Here is a 13438-nt window from a genome sequence, read left to right as displayed (position 1 = left end):
AGGTAACCAATGGAGTGCATTTAAGTGGCAAATCTTCCTGTTTTACCTCATGTTTCTAAGTTAAGCCTACTCGCAGCCTCACTCATGGCTGCAAATTCTTTCGTCAGTCTGTCTGTTGAAGCGCATGGTTATGTGCTATCGCCAGAGTCACGCTCATACGCTTGTAAAACTGGCAATAATGCAAGCTGTGGCGCCGTTCAGTGGGAGCCACAAAGTGTTGAAGGGCCTTCGGGATTCCCTGAATCAGGCCCTGAAGATGGTAAGTTAGCGAGCGCTGCAAATGGTGCCTTTTCTCCTCTAGATGTTCAGAGTCCGGTCCGTTGGTCTAAAACGGATATCAACGCCGGATGGCAGCAATTTACTTGGCAGTTTACCGCTAACCATGTCACCCGTAACTGGCGCTATTATATTACTCGCCAGGGTTGGGACCAAAACCAAGCCTTAAGCCGCGCGAGTTTCGATTTAGCGCCTTTTTGTGTGGTCGATGGTGGCATGGTTCAGCCACCTAAATTAGTTACTCATGACTGTTACGTGCCAGAGGGACTAAGTGGTTACCACGTTATTTTAGCCGTATGGCAAGTCGGTGACACCAGCAATAGTTTCTATAATGCTATTGATGTCAATTTGAGTTCAGGCCCGGGAATCCCTAACGAATGGCAAGATGTGGGTGACATTAATCCGTCACTGGATCTCAAGGCTGGTGACAAAGTGATGACCAGGGTATTTGATGCTAATGGCGAGCAGCTCTCTAAGCAAACCACGATTACAATTACCGATGCGACTCAAGGTAATAAACAGAATTGGCCTTTCCTTCTTGCCAGCACTATTAATGCGCAGCAATCACAACTCAAAGCAGGACAAAAGAATGCTGCTGGCAGTATCATGCCGGTTTACGGTAAAAATGATATTTTTACCCTAACTGATTCAGGTATTGAGCGTGTCGAAGTCGAGTTTGATTTAGCGCCTGCCCCAGGGAATCAACTCGATGTGACCTCGCTTGCTGATGCAATTCAAATCAACGATGGTGCGGCTCAAGTGAGTTTTGATGTGACAACCAATTCCGCTATGCAAGTGTCAGCTTATTTATTTAATCATGATGGCGTTGCATCTGGATTTGTGAGTCAAGCGGTTAATAATACCAATGCGAGTTTAGTGCTGGATGTTGTAGCACCTAAAGTTGGCCATTATCACTTACAAGTTAAAGGTGAACCTCAGCAAGGGGATGTCATCCAGCAGAACTTTGATGTGTTTTTAAAGGATGAGCGACCAGTACCAGAAGCCGACTTCGTGTTTCCAGCTGAAGTGACGCGTTATGTTACCGGCACTAAGGTTTTGCAACCTAAGACAGGTAAGGTTTATCAATGTAAACCTTTCCCATACGGCGGCTACTGTATGCAGTGGTCAGCTTCTGCTACCAGTTATGAGCCGGGCGTAGGAGCTTCTTGGGCGGTAGCATGGACTGAATTGTAAAATCGGAACATCATATTAAGAGATTCAAATAGGTTTAAAGCTCTTTTTTAGGTTTAAATAAAGATAAAAAAACCGTGGATATCGATTAAGGTATTCACGGTTTTTAATTAATTATCAGATGCTTATCTCATGGTAACAAATTCTTCAGCACCCGTTGGGTGTATTGCTACTACTGAGTCAAAATCTGCTTTAGTCGCGCCCATTTTCATGGCCACGCCAAAGCCTTGTAGTATTTCGTCCATACCAAAGCCGATACCGTGAATACCAACGACGACTTCATTATCACCTGCACACACTAGCTTCATTTTACAGGCTTGGCGATGTGCGGTTACTGCAGAGTACATTGAAGTAAATGTTGAGGTATAAACCTTAATATTGTCTTGGCCATATTTTTCAGCCGCTTCAGGCTCTGTTAAGCCCATAGTACCTATGGGTGGATGGCTAAAGACTACAGTAGGAATTAAGCTGTAATCCATTTTTGCATCGGGCATGTTACCAAATAAACGCTCTGACAATAAACGACCCGCTTTAACGGCAACAGGGGTTAATTCAACACCACCTGCCATAATGTCGCCAACACAATAAATCCCTTTTGCGGTAGTATTTTGTTGTTCATCAGTAATGACGTAGCCTTTTGCATCTAACTGCACGTCGGTATTTTCTAGACCGATATTACCCGTAGATGGTGAGCGGCCAATGGCCCAAATTAAGCAATCAACCGTTAAGCTTTCGCCATTTTCTAATTCTAAAGTGACACTGCCATCGACATTCTTACTGACCGACTTAGGTACACTATGGGTGTGCAGCGTTGGACCATCAGCGGCCATAGCATCAACTAATGCATCCGCTAGAATAGGATCGAAGTTGCGAAGTGGAGCATGCTTACGCACCAATAAATGTGTCTCGCTACCTAGGGCATGTAATACCCCGGCAACTTCAACCGCAATATAACCCGCACCTACCACAGCAACGCGTTTAGGTTGCTCGCGTAAAGCGAAGAAACCGTCTGAGTCGATACCGTATTCGGCGCCTGGAATATCAGGAATCGTCGGTGCACCACCAGTAGCAACCATAATATGGTCGGCTGTGTAATGCTCACCATTGACTTCAATGGTGTTGTTATTGACGAAGCGGCCATAGCCGTCTAATAAGGTCACGTTATTGTTGGCAAAACCACGGCCATAGGCATCATGAATGCGCCTAATATATGCTTCACGGCTATCAACTAGAATGTTCCAATCGAATTTGTTGACGGTAACATCAAAACCATAGTCTTTGGCGTAAAGGTTAAGTGCTTCGGCAATATGAGCGCCATACCACATGACTTTTTTGGGGACACAACCAAGGTTTACGCAAGTGCCGCCAACCTGATTTGCTTCAATAATTAATACTTTTGCGCCACGCATTGCTGCACGGTTTGCAGAGGCAATACCACCACTGCCTGCGCCAAGCGCGATATAGTCAAAATTTTGAGCCATGATGATCTCCACTACGGTTAATGCGTCCATTGTAGGGGGGATTGTGTTTACAATCTAGTCGTTAGCTCAATGCTTTATGCTAAATGAGTCAGCGTTTATGTTGGCACTCCCCTCGGTCAACGTCATTGGGACCGGTCGTTGCGCACTTAAGACAGGTCCATTCACTTTTTCTAATATCAATTTCATCTTGATAATGACTAAATTGACTGTTTTGATTTTGTCTTTGTTGTTTGGTTAAGTGCTTTATACGGTTATTTAGCCAACGACAGCTAGGATCGTCCACAACATTGATGCCAGCTTGGCGTGAGGTGGTATTAGTTTGTTGGTTGGCTTTAATAAGCTCTTGTAGGCTAGGTTTGAGGTAGATTTCATCGGCGCGATATTCTAATGCTGAGCGGGTGTCGCTGGGTAAGCTAATCGTATTGCCTTGGCTATCACTGGCAGATTGCAGTGGTAAGTTTTTGGCATTGTCATTAGTGAGTGATACGGCTTTATTCGTCGATGCTTGAGTTAACTCGCTGAGTTCTCCAGCACACAATATTGGAGCACTTAATAAGGTTATCCATTGCACGGCACATAAGGTGGCGAATTGCACTTGGCGGGTAAACATATGCGTTCCTTGCATAGCTTAATCTTGGTCATTAATTGTAGTCGAAGATGATTAAATTGCGAGCCTAAGGCTTCAAAATGTCCAGCCTATATGCACGCCAGTATAGGTTGTATCTAGACTGCCTTGATGATTTTCGGTACGGGCTTGCAGCTTGATGTCCTCTAGAGCAATAGTGCGGCTAAGTTGTGCTGAGACCGTTAGGTTAGCTGTTAATTGGTACAGTGCTTCTAAACCAAATTGTACATGGTTAGCGCCATTGTGTTGTTCGCTGCTGTACTGAAAATCAACGCCATGTACTAAATAGGGGGTTAATGTGAGCCGCTCGTTAATATCCCATGGACTGTGTAAACTGAGCTCCACAAAGTAGCCCGCCGCTTCTGTGGCAAAAGTGTAGTTAATGGTTGGTACCAGCCAGCGAATACCGTTATAGGTTAATGAACTGAAAAATTCATTGTCAGATGTGCGTTCAGCGCCATAACACTCTACGCGCTGATAACCCAGGGATAGATCAACTTCATCATGAAGTTGGAGGGTGTATTCTAGACCTGCATTCCATTCAATATAGTGAACTTGAGTCGCGCGTCCAGCGATAGCGAAAGCGACTAAGTTATCTTGTGCAACACTGGCGATACCCCAAACAATCCCACCGTTGGCTAAGTTATTACGTCCTTGGCTAATATAATGATCATTCCAGGCAACATCGAACGCCATTATTGGCTGGTCGTCTGCCATGGCAAGCGCGGATGTTAAGGGAAACGTTATTGTAATAAAGAGAGCAACCCAAAAATAGCAGACACAATGCTTCTGACTTGGCAGGTAACAATCAAAGGGCATATTTATCTTGCTCATAGTTACAATGTTGCTAGAGAGATGTTGATGCCGCGTATGTTAGCCTTTTTAAAAATTAATTAAATGATAATAAGTCTTATTTGAGACTTCTGTTCAATATTAGATATTTTGCTCAAGTAGCAAATTAAAGTGGGAGCCTGGTCATTCTATTCTCTTGATAAATCGGTTAAGCAGAAAGCATATGCTGTAATGGATCTGCGAGAGTACTCTCGAAAATGGGCAATGGAAATATCATCGGCTGCATTAGAAATGCTGGTTATATTTGTTAGGATAAATTGCTCCAATGCTTGAAAATGGCATTATTTAACCCAATATAAGCTAAATACTCACGCGAAATATTTCGAGGAATCTTTATGAGCAATCCATTGCTAAGTGGCGCAGAATTACCAGAATTTTCAAAAATCAAACCTGAGCACATTCAGCCTGCTGTTGAGCAAGCGATTGCCAAATGTCGTGAAACCATTGATGAGCTATTAGCTAAAAATAGCTCATACACTTGGGATAATCTAATTGCACCCCTTGAAGAAATCGATGATCAATTAAGTAAAGCATGGTCACCTGTGTCACACATGAACTCAGTGATCAGTAGTGATGAATTACGCGATGCACACGATGCTTGCTTGCCGCTTTTGTCTGATTACGGCACTTATGTTGGTCAACATCAGGGCTTGTACGAAGCGTACAAATCTATCCATCAATCTGCTGAATTTACTGCGTTAACCCAAGCGCAAAAAATGGTCATAGAGCAAAGCTTACTCGATTTTGAATTGTCTGGTATCGGCTTAGACGATAACCAAAAAGCACGTTATGGTGAGATTGTTAAACGTTTATCTGAGTTAACTAGTCACTTTTCGAATCAACTGTTAGATGCTACCGAAGCGTGGACCAAGTTGATTACTGACCAAGCCGATTTAGCGGGTTTACCGGAATCAGCGATTTCAGCTGCGAAAGCAATGGCGGATGCCAAAGAGCTAAAAGGTTGGTTATTCACACTTGATTTCCCGTCTTATTTACCTGTGATGACCTACAGCGAAAATCGTGAGTTACGTGAAGAATGTTACCGTGCATTTGTGACTCGTGCGTCTGATCAAGGCCCTAATGCTGGTGAGTTTGATAACACCAACAATATGAATGAAATCGTCGCACTGCGTCACGAGTTAGCTAATTTACTCGGCTTTGCTAGCTACGCTGATAAATCATTAGCCACTAAAATGGCAGAAAATCCAGCGCAAGTACTGGGCTTTTTAAATGAATTAGGCGAGCGTTCTAAAGATCAAGCTGCCACTGAATTAGCCGAGCTACGTGCGTTTGCTAAAGAGCATTATGACGTGAGCGAAATGGCATCATGGGACTTAAGTTTTTACGCTGAAAAACTGCAACAGCATAAATACCAAGTGTCACAAGAAATATTACGCCCGTACTTCCCTGAAGATAAAGTCTTGTCAGGTTTATTTTATACTGTAAACCGTTTATTCGGTTTAACCATTAGTGAGCAGAAAGGTGTCGACACTTGGCATAAAGACGTGCGTTTCTTTGATATTTTTGATGATCAAAAACACCACCGCGGTAGCTTCTACTTAGATTTATATGCTCGCAGCGGTAAGCGTGGCGGCGCATGGATGGATGATTGTCGCGGTCGCCGTATGACCTCTACGGGTTTGCAAAAACCGGTAGCGTATTTAACTTGTAACTTTAATGGCCCAGTGGATGGCAAACCGGCATTATTTACCCATGATGAAGTAACCACTTTGTTCCATGAGTTTGGCCACGGCATTCACCATATGCTCACCAAGGTAGATGTTGGTGGCGTGTCTGGTATCAATGGTGTGCCTTGGGATGCAGTAGAGTTACCAAGCCAGTTTATGGAGAACTGGTGCTGGCAAGAAGAGGCGTTAGCGGAAATTTCTGGTCATTATGAAACTGGTGAACCATTACCAAAAGCCTTGCTGGATAAAATGCTAGCAGCTAAAAACTTCCAGTCTGGCATGATGATGGTGCGCCAACTTGAGTTTTCATTATTTGACTTTAGAATGCATCACGAATTTGACCCAGCAAAAGGTGTCGATATTCAAGGCATTTTAGACCAAGTACGCAGCCAGATTGCGGTATTAACCCCACCAAGCTTTAATCGTTTTCAACATGGTTTTGCTCACATTTTTGCTGGTGGTTACGCGGCAGGTTACTATAGTTATAAATGGGCCGAAGTACTCTCCGCTGATGCTTTTTCGCGTTTTGAAGCCGAAGGTATTTTTAATGCTGACACTGGTAGAAGCTTTTTAAACAACATTCTTGAGATGGGCGGCAGTGAAGAGCCGATGGCGTTATTTAAACGCTTTATGGGCCGCGAACCAAACACTGATGCGTTACTGCGTCACAGTGGTATTGCGGTGTAATTGGATGGATTCAAACATAAGAGGTACTTAACTCGTGCCTCTTATTAACTGACTAATTAATCTTTATTGAGTAACGAATATTCAATAAAGATTAATTAATTTAATTTGGCGACATCTTTTTAGTTTTAAACTGTGTATAACTATTGTTTTGGTTTTATTCACAGCATACATTTACGGTTGTAAATTTATCATTAAACTCCCATGGATCCAGAACATTGACAACCACACCCAACGCTATATTTTTCGAGTTAACTCCCGGAAAAATTGTTGATTTACAGATCGACCATCCCGTTAAATTGCGTCTTAAAGCAATGTTGGTCGGGTACGATCTAGGTCAATATATTATCCTCAAGCATCCAGCTCCTCAGAATATGAGTAACTACAGTGATGTGCTTGTGGAAGGTAATGTTGTGGTGGTTCGTTATTTATTGGAGGGCCAGCAAGGCGAGTGTCATGCATTTCGATCGACAATTAGAAATATCACTAAAATCCCTGAAAAATTTATCTTCTTAAGTTATCCCGCTAAAATAGAAAACCGTCAGCTTCGCACTCATCGACGTTTTGTGACTCATATACCTGCATCTATTGTCACAAGAGACGATGATGATGTAAAAAAACTATCCCAATTAAAAGGCATTATTTCGGATATTTCTGCCAAAGGCTGTGGTTTTGTTTTCAAAACTGATAACTCGAAAGTTAAAGTCAATCCGAAAGATATTTTCATCATCATGCGTTCCCCTAATGATACTGAAATAACCATTCCCGCGAAGGTGTGCAATAGTCGCTTTGAGAACGGAAAAGTTAACGTAGGTATTCAATTTGCAGAGGATGATGAACAAGTTAGGGCCATATTGAACCAGCTTTCTATTGAGTTATAAGCTAGAGTCTTGGGCATAATCATTTCGTTAACGTCAGTGTTGGAGCATAAGCGGCTCTTAAGCTGGTCCTTGTTATGGACTCATAATTAATCGCAACTTGTTTATTCTGGTTTTCGCTCTTGAAGCACTTCTTTAAAGGCGAACATAGCGTTTAATGCCGCAGGAAAACCAGCATATACTGACATTTGTAATAATACTTCTTTTACTTCCTCTGCGCTGCAACCGACATTTAAAGCCGCACTCAGATGAACCTTGAGCTGAGGTTTACAATTACCTAATGCGGTCAGTGCGGCAACAGTGGCTATTTCTCGCGCCTTTACATCCAAACCGGGTCGGGTATATATATCGCCAAACGGATATTCAATGGTAAATCGGGCTAAGTCAGGGCAGATATCTTGCAGGCTTTCGATAACATTATGACCTGCTTCGCCGTCAATTTTTGACAACTGTTCCATGCCTAAAGTGAATCTTGAATTTGACATTGATGTACTCCTATTGATAAGTAGAAGTCACACCTTACAAGTTAGAGTTAACTCTAAGTCAACTGACTTTATCAGCTTTATACAAATTAATTTTGTTTTCTAGCGCCAGTAAATGTTGTTGCTGGCGTTTAATGTGAGCTTGCAACTGGTCTTTGTGATGCTCAAGTAGTTGTTGGCGATCTAGCACTGTACTTTGCCCTAATGCTCGCAATTGGGCGTATTCTTGAATTTTTACTAAAGGCATGCCAGTGTCTTTGAGGCGTTTGATAAACGTAATCCATTCTAAATCTTTAGCTGTGTAGACTCGATGGCCACTGCTGTTTCGCTGAATCTTGTTGAGTAAACCGACTTTTTCATAATATCGCAGCGTATGAGAAGATAATCCGGCTAACGTCGAAAATGCTTTCATGTTCATCATTTATTTTTTACCCTGCAAATGGCTACATTCAGCATTATTATTGACCTAAAGGCGGTTGCCATAATTCGACTTTATTACCTTCAGGATCGATCACCCACGCAAACTTGCCAAATTCAGACTCATCTATCTTATCGAGGACGTTACAGCCTTCAGTTTTTAGGGCTGCGACGACAGCTTTGAGGTCTTCAACTCGGTAATTGATCATAAATGGGGCTTGGCTTGGAGCAAATTGGTCGCTTTTCTCTGAACTCACCGCCCAGATAGTCGTTCCACCTACGGGTTTGTTATTTGAGTCGCTCCAAGAGAAAGCCGTGCCGCCCCATTCCTGAACATCAATGCCGAGATGACGCTTGTACCAAGCTTGTAATGCAGGTTCATCTTTTGCTTTAAAAAATATGCCGCCGATACCTGTGACTCGTTTCATGTGAACCTCCCATGTACCATGTTTAGAGATGTCTTTGTGTTACCCGGTAATGTATTTAACATTCCATTATTGGCTTACAGTATGATGTAGCTAGGCGTCTATTAATCTTTTTCGCTCGTTGAGTTATGTTGTTTTTTTACTTTCGCTATGATCTCGGCATGCTCTGGTTTAATGGGCATGACTTTTACTAGGCTAACATTGCTACCGCCAGTGTTCCCCGTTGGTACGCCTTTTATTGCAGTGAATAAAACCGCCCCAATGATACGAATCATTTGACCTATGGCTTCATTCATATCACGCTGTTTTATTGCCCAACGCAGCATTAAATAATGCACTTTTACATGCCAATAGGTTGATTCCTGCCCAAGCACGTGAGCATTCTCAAGGTAAACAAATGAATCTGCAACATTACCTAAACGGTCGGATTGATCTGCTTTAGATAACTGCTCTTGCACGTAAGGAGTGATATTTTTGGTATAACTATTCAATGTTACCTCTCCAATTTATTATCCTCAGTTGAATTTTCGTCGTTATTTTTTTGAACTTCAGAGTACAACCAGTTAAAAAATTGGCCGAAAAAATAATAAAACACTGTCATTAGGGCGGCATAAATACCGATATCAACGATACGGGGTAAGTCAGATAACCCGGTAAAATTATCTTCCAACGAATATGTCACAAATCTGGCTACACTAATTGAGCCGATTAGCGTTAAGTACAGCGAAAGTGTGCTAGTGGTGCTCCATTTGCTCATAAGCGTCCTTTATTTAATATTGGCTAACTCTCAAGGGTAGCCGTGAGCAATATATTTTGAGGTTATTTATCCTGCTTTTTTCAGTCTGCAATGTAAAGTGTTGCATAGCGTAAACATACTCGTTGAGTTCAAATGAGAGTTATGCGGTGGTAGTCCTCGGGGTGAGGAAGAGAGGTTATGGATGGCAAATAACAAGTCATACGAGGATTAACTCATAAGGCCTTATTTTCTATAATCTTCATGATTTCAAGCATAAAAAAAGAGGTGCTTAGCACCTCTTAATCTTGTTATTTCATCTTCATTCACTGCAGACAAGTCTGCTTATGAATGACGTATTAGTAACATATTATGCCAGTTTTAAATCGTACTGGTTGCGGTACATCACCATGTCTTCGATGGTGAGTACAGGCATGTTGTGCTTAAGGCCAAAGGCGATAATTTCTGGTGTTTTGGCCATGCTGCCATCTTCGTTGGCCAGTTCGCATAATACGCCAGCTGGCATTAAGCCTGCCATTTGCATTAAGTCGACGGTGCCTTCGGTATGACCACGACGAGACATCACTCCGCCAGCGCGAGCACGTAATGGGAATACGTGTCCAGGATGAGCCAAGTCTGATGCTTTGGCATCGCGGTTTGCCGCAGTTTTAATGGTAGTAACACGATCTTGAGCGGAAACGCCAGTGGTCACTCCATGCTTTGCTTCAATGGAGATGGTAAACGCAGTTTGGTTGGCGCTGTTGTTATTGATAACCATTGGCGGCAATTGTAACTTGTTGGCGTGTTCGTCGGTTAAGCATAAACACACAATGCCGCTGCATTCGCGGATCATTAATGCCATTTGGGCTGTGGTTAAGTGCTCGACAGAATAAATAATGTCGCCTTCATTTTCGCGGTCTTCATCATCGAGTAGTAATACGCCTCGGCCTTCTCTTAGCGCTGCTAATGCATTTTCTACACGGGTGATTGGTTCGCCAAATTCGGCAAGTAGTGATAACTGATTCATGGTTGTACTCCTAAAATGACCAGAATCAGGGCTTGTAAAGAGGGATCTAAATCCAAAACAAATTGCATCAATAGCCTAGGCTAATTGATGTATCTCTATTCTCTCTCATCCGGACTATAACCGTCGGCTCTGGACTGTTAGACATTACTCATGAGTAAATACCTAAGTCACCAGATCTGCTGACCTCGACGAATCGAGCGCTCGCGGGCTCACTTTTTCAAGTATACCGCCGGTGGGGAATTGCGCCCCGCCCTGAGAATTAAAAACAATATGTGTGTGTTAAACATCTAAGCTCAGACTGCTGGCTCAGCAAAACACGCAACTATGTTAATCAGTTAAGATTAAGATGAAAAGGGGTATCGATCTCATTAATGTAATAAAGCATTACTAATGCTTATTTTACAGCGCAGCAATACCTAGGTTCAGTTATCTTAATCACTGGATGCAAATCTCTATTGTTTAATGAGTTGAACGAGCTTGCTCACTGGTATGACCTTTGTTAGCCTGATGCGTTTATATCAGGAGTCACAGTTAATGAATTTGTATTTTCGTTTTATTTGGTTGTTTATATGGCGTATAGGGCATTGTAAACGCATCGGTTTTTTAGGTACTAGCCGGATTGATTATCGTGTGTTGCCATTAGATTGTGACATCAATTTACACCTGACTAACTCCCGCTATCCAGCCTTTATGGATCTAGCCCGCACTTATTTGATAGCCGAAATGGGCTTGATGAAGGCATTTTTAAAAAACAGATGGTTACCTATTGTGAATGCTGCTGAGTTTACTTATATCCGCGATATTAAGCCATTTGAAAAATTTACCATAAACACCAAAATTGTTGGCTGGGATGAAAAGTATTTTTATATTGAGCATCGGATGCACACCGAGCGCGGCTTACATTGTATTGCTCATGTACGCGGTGTATTTATGTGTCGCGGTAAACAAGTGCCGATAGAAACCTTAATTGCGGCAGCCGGTTTCACTGGCGATGTGCCAGAGATGCCAGCGGAAGTGGTTAAATGGAAACAGTTTTTACAGCTTAAAAAACAACGTAATATTTAATTATCATTATGTGAATAACATTCTAAAGTAAACTGGATGGTACAAGATTACGTACCAGTGATGAGTGTTTATATAATTGATATTGTAGTGAGGGTGAAGCGTGGCAAGGTTAGAAAAATTCAGCGATATTTGGGCTCGAGCCTGTGAGCGTAAAGGCGGACCTGCAGTAGTGAAGTCGATGTTACCGGATACTCTCGATATTGACGAAATCAGCCAATATACTGATGCTCAATTGCTGTCTGTGATGAGCAAGCGGGTGTTTCAAAGTGGATTTGTGTGGCGAGTGGTTGATAACAAATGGCCTGCCTATGAGAAAGCTTTTTTTGGTTTTGAGCCGATGAAGGTACTGATGCTTTCACCCGATCAAATTCAACAGCGTGCAACCGACCCTGAGCTTATTCGTCATCAAAAGAAAACACAGGCGATTGTTGATAATGCCTATATGATCCAACACATTAACCAAGAGCATGGAAGTTTTGCGGAGTTTATTGCTCATTGGCCAAGCGATGATATTACCGGTTTATGGCAAGTGCTTAAAAAGCGCGGCACTCGTTTAGGCGGTAATACTGGGCCCTATTTTTTACGGGCAATTGGTAAAGATACCTTTTTATTAAGCCAAGATGTTCAAGCCTATTTAACTGGCCATAACGTGGTTGATGCTGGCTTTACATCGCAAACGGCTTTACGCCAAACCCAAGCGGCTTTTAATCATTGGCAACAAGAGTCGGGCATGAGCTTGGCGCAAATTAGCCGGACTATTTCATTGGGCGTGGGCGATAATCGCGTTTAATTTTTCATGCTTTAAACGATGCGGTTAAACCTTATAACGACATAAAAACATGGCAGTAATATTGGCGGCAATCTGTTGTTTTTGTTCGTCGTTCAGTGGCTCTTCAACTTGAAAGATTAATGGCCAAAAACATTGGCCTTTTATCAAACTCTGCAATTCTGCTTGCGCTTGCTCGACATCTGTCACGCTTAATCGCTCATCTTGCGTGGCCGCTTTAATCCAACGTAAAATGGCATTCTCTTCTTTGATCACTTTTTGTAATTCTTGCTGCATTTCAGTGGTATAGAACAAATGACCAATTAACATACGCGACACTTCAATGTGTTCTTTTGATTGTAAGTAGTCCATATCGTCACGTACTAACTGCTGTAATTGTGCTTCTAAAGGTTGATGCGCGTCATACGCTACAGTGGGTTGAGATAATGCTTGCTCCCACAAATCAGTCATTAAAGTCATGACTAACGCTTCTTTAGTCGCAAAGTGATTATAGACTGTTCGTTTAGACACCCCAGCCACTTCGGCTAACTTATCCATACTGGTAGCCGTAACCCCTAATGATTTAAAGGTTGTTCTGGCGGCCTCTATAATCGCAGCACGTTTTAATTGGCTACGTGTTTGTTTTTCTGAGTTCATTGGTTTCATCTAAGCGATCTTATTGTAATATTTTACACTGAGCAGTTTACTTTTCAACAATGGATTATTAAACTACACTGTGTAGTTTACTTTTTGAAGCAATAGTTAAAAATAGTTGCAGATTTAAGGGTGATAAACACTATCATTATGTTCCTCAAACTTTTAATCAGACTGCTTTGAGCTATTGGTGG

General features: G+C 42.3%; 15 protein-coding genes and 1 riboswitch. Of the genes, 5 read left to right on the top strand and 10 right to left on the bottom strand.

What is annotated here, in order from left to right; genetic code table 11:
- The first annotated feature begins 24 nt into the window (after positions 1-24).
- On the top strand, positions 25-1470 hold the full coding sequence (gene gbpA, locus H5185_RS01390; protein ID WP_182741134.1) for an N-acetylglucosamine-binding protein GbpA: 1446 nt from the start codon (positions 25-27) through the stop codon (positions 1468-1470).
- 122 nt (positions 1471-1592) lie between these two features.
- Here gbpA and gorA read toward each other — a convergent pair whose 3' ends face one another.
- The 3 genes from gorA to H5185_RS01375 all read right to left on the bottom strand — a co-directional run bounded on the left by gorA (position 1593) and on the right by H5185_RS01375 (position 4290).
- Positions 1593-2948 (bottom strand): glutathione-disulfide reductase, encoded by a 1356-nt coding sequence (gene gorA / locus H5185_RS01385; protein ID WP_182741133.1) that lies wholly within the window; start codon positions 2946-2948, stop codon positions 1593-1595.
- Between the two features lie 88 nt (positions 2949-3036).
- Positions 3037-3558 carry a hypothetical protein gene (locus H5185_RS01380; protein ID WP_182741132.1) on the bottom strand — a complete coding sequence of 174 codons (522 nt, stop codon included), beginning with the start codon at positions 3556-3558 and terminating at the stop codon, positions 3037-3039.
- Positions 3559-3630: 72 nt separating this feature from the next.
- Entirely contained in the window at positions 3631-4290 is a 660-nt protein-coding gene (locus H5185_RS01375; RefSeq protein WP_259396139.1) for a hypothetical protein, read from the bottom strand.
- A gap of 470 nt (positions 4291-4760) precedes the next feature.
- Between H5185_RS01375 and prlC the strand changes: the two genes are divergently transcribed.
- Both prlC and H5185_RS01365 read left to right on the top strand, forming a co-directional pair.
- Complete coding sequence (gene prlC / locus H5185_RS01370) at positions 4761-6800, top strand: oligopeptidase A (RefSeq protein ID WP_182741130.1); 2040 nt, start codon at positions 4761-4763, stop codon at positions 6798-6800.
- 215 nt (positions 6801-7015) lie between these two features.
- Complete coding sequence (locus tag H5185_RS01365) at positions 7016-7678, top strand: PilZ domain-containing protein (RefSeq protein WP_259396138.1); 663 nt, start codon at positions 7016-7018, stop codon at positions 7676-7678.
- A gap of 101 nt (positions 7679-7779) precedes the next feature.
- On the opposite strand, the gene H5185_RS01360 is transcribed toward H5185_RS01365, so the two are convergent.
- The 6 genes from H5185_RS01360 to ribB form a co-directional block, all read right to left on the bottom strand.
- Positions 7780-8160: a carboxymuconolactone decarboxylase family protein gene (locus H5185_RS01360; RefSeq protein ID WP_182741129.1), complete on the bottom strand. Its 381-nt coding sequence runs from the start codon at positions 8158-8160 to the stop codon at positions 7780-7782.
- A gap of 58 nt (positions 8161-8218) precedes the next feature.
- Positions 8219-8575, bottom strand: a complete 357-nt coding sequence (locus tag H5185_RS01355; RefSeq protein WP_182741161.1) for a MerR family transcriptional regulator — start codon at positions 8573-8575, stop codon at positions 8219-8221.
- Positions 8576-8615: 40 nt separating this feature from the next.
- Entirely contained in the window at positions 8616-9002 is a 387-nt protein-coding gene (locus tag H5185_RS01350; protein WP_182741128.1) for a VOC family protein, read from the bottom strand.
- A 101-nt stretch (positions 9003-9103) separates the two neighbouring features.
- On the bottom strand, positions 9104-9490 hold the full coding sequence (locus H5185_RS01345) for a DUF3703 domain-containing protein (protein ID WP_124016738.1): 387 nt from the start codon (positions 9488-9490) through the stop codon (positions 9104-9106).
- Positions 9491-9492: 2 nt separating this feature from the next.
- The gene (locus tag H5185_RS01340) at positions 9493-9756 is read right to left on the bottom strand and encodes a hypothetical protein (RefSeq protein WP_182741127.1); all 264 of its coding nucleotides are present in this window, start codon (positions 9754-9756) and stop codon (positions 9493-9495) included.
- A gap of 346 nt (positions 9757-10102) precedes the next feature.
- Positions 10103-10759 (bottom strand): 3,4-dihydroxy-2-butanone-4-phosphate synthase, encoded by a 657-nt coding sequence (gene ribB, locus H5185_RS01335; RefSeq protein ID WP_011639277.1) that lies wholly within the window; start codon positions 10757-10759, stop codon positions 10103-10105.
- 93 nt (positions 10760-10852) lie between these two features.
- A riboswitch (FMN riboswitch) is annotated at positions 10853-11023 on the bottom strand.
- A gap of 270 nt (positions 11024-11293) precedes the next feature.
- Here ribB and H5185_RS01330 point away from each other — a divergent pair.
- A complete protein-coding gene (locus H5185_RS01330; protein WP_182741126.1) occupies positions 11294-11824 on the top strand; it encodes a thioesterase family protein in 531 nt (176 codons plus the stop codon).
- 100 nt (positions 11825-11924) lie between these two features.
- Complete coding sequence (locus H5185_RS01325; RefSeq protein WP_124016740.1) at positions 11925-12614, top strand: DNA-3-methyladenine glycosylase I; 690 nt, start codon at positions 11925-11927, stop codon at positions 12612-12614.
- 24 nt (positions 12615-12638) lie between these two features.
- Here H5185_RS01325 and H5185_RS01320 read toward each other — a convergent pair whose 3' ends face one another.
- The gene (locus tag H5185_RS01320; protein ID WP_124016741.1) at positions 12639-13256 is read right to left on the bottom strand and encodes a TetR/AcrR family transcriptional regulator C-terminal domain-containing protein; all 618 of its coding nucleotides are present in this window, start codon (positions 13254-13256) and stop codon (positions 12639-12641) included.
- Between the last annotated feature and the right edge of the window lie 182 nt (positions 13257-13438).

The organism is Shewanella sp. SG44-6 (genome assembly GCF_014164185.1).
In the GTDB taxonomy this organism is placed as follows: domain Bacteria; phylum Pseudomonadota; class Gammaproteobacteria; order Enterobacterales; family Shewanellaceae; genus Shewanella; species Shewanella vesiculosa.
The sequence above is the reverse complement of the archived record's forward strand: the minus strand, read 5'-3'. Positions and strand labels throughout refer to the sequence as shown.

Bases quoted from the DNA above. Each gene is read 5' to 3' on its own strand.
- prlC (WP_182741130.1), top strand. From the start codon at position 4,761: ATGAGCAATCCATTGCTAAGTGGCGCAGAATTACCAGAATTTTCAAAA.
- H5185_RS01375 (WP_259396139.1), bottom strand. From the start codon at position 4,290: ATGGCAGACGACCAGCCAATAATGGCGTTCGATGTTGCCTGGAATGAT.
- gorA (WP_182741133.1), bottom strand. From the start codon at position 2,948: ATGGCTCAAAATTTTGACTATATCGCGCTTGGCGCAGGCAGTGGTGGT.
- ribB (WP_011639277.1), bottom strand. From the start codon at position 10,759: ATGAATCAGTTATCACTACTTGCCGAATTTGGCGAACCAATCACCCGT.
- H5185_RS01355 (WP_182741161.1), bottom strand. From the start codon at position 8,575: ATGAACATGAAAGCATTTTCGACGTTAGCCGGATTATCTTCTCATACG.
- H5185_RS01340 (WP_182741127.1), bottom strand. From the start codon at position 9,756: ATGAGCAAATGGAGCACCACTAGCACACTTTCGCTGTACTTAACGCTA.
- H5185_RS01360 (WP_182741129.1), bottom strand. From the start codon at position 8,160: ATGTCAAATTCAAGATTCACTTTAGGCATGGAACAGTTGTCAAAAATT.
- H5185_RS01330 (WP_182741126.1), top strand. From the start codon at position 11,294: ATGAATTTGTATTTTCGTTTTATTTGGTTGTTTATATGGCGTATAGGG.
- H5185_RS01380 (WP_182741132.1), bottom strand. From the start codon at position 3,558: ATGTTTACCCGCCAAGTGCAATTCGCCACCTTATGTGCCGTGCAATGG.
- H5185_RS01320 (WP_124016741.1), bottom strand. From the start codon at position 13,256: ATGAAACCAATGAACTCAGAAAAACAAACACGTAGCCAATTAAAACGT.
- H5185_RS01350 (WP_182741128.1), bottom strand. From the start codon at position 9,002: ATGAAACGAGTCACAGGTATCGGCGGCATATTTTTTAAAGCAAAAGAT.